The organism is Saccharopolyspora taberi, from assembly GCF_039534165.1.
Lineage (GTDB): Bacteria > Actinomycetota > Actinomycetes > Mycobacteriales > Pseudonocardiaceae > Saccharopolyspora_D > Saccharopolyspora_D taberi.
In genome coordinates this window covers 1-682 of the sequence record NZ_BAAAUX010000036.1, presented here as the reverse complement: position 1 = coordinate 682, position 682 = coordinate 1, and the positions used below count along the sequence as shown (strand labels likewise).

The window sequence follows — 682 nt, the reverse complement described above, 5'->3', positions numbered from 1 at the left end:
TGCTTCATCTTCGCCATGTGCTCGGCGGTGATGATGTTGAAGTTACCGGTGGTGGTCACGAAAATGTCGGCCTTGTCCACCACCTCCTCCAGGGTGGTGACCTCGTAGCCGTCCATCGCGGCCTGCAACGCGCAGATCGGGTCGATCTCGGTGATGATCACCCGCGCGCCCTGCCCCCGCAGCGACTCCGCCGAGCCCTTGCCGACATCCCCGTACCCGGCCACCACCGCGACCTTGCCGCCGATGAGCACGTCGGTGGCCCGGTTGATGCCGTCGACCAGCGAGTGCCGGCACCCGTACTTGTTGTCGAACTTCGACTTGGTCACCGAGTCGTTGACGTTGATCGCCGGGAACAACAACTCCCCGGCCCTGGCCAGCTCATACAACCGGTGCACACCGGTGGTGGTCTCCTCGGTCACACCCTTGATCCCACTGGCGATCCTGGTGAACCGGCCCGGGCTGTGGGCCAGGCTTTCCCGCAGGGTGGCCAGAACGACCTGGTATTCCTCCGGATCCTCCTCCGACGCCTGGGGCACCGCGCCGGCGGCTTCGAACTCCACACCCTTGTGCACCAGCAGCGTCGCGTCCCCACCATCGTCGAGGATCATGTTCGGAGCCTGGTCACCGAACTGGAACAGCTGATCAGTGCACCACCAGTACTCCTCGAGCGTTTCGCCCTTCC

1 protein-coding gene is annotated in these 682 nt (G+C 64.7%); it reads right to left on the bottom strand.

Going from position 1 to position 682, the window contains the following annotated elements:
* The coding region (locus ABD691_RS31620) for an adenosylhomocysteinase (protein ID WP_344686024.1) at positions 1-682 on the bottom strand (682 nt) is incomplete at both ends.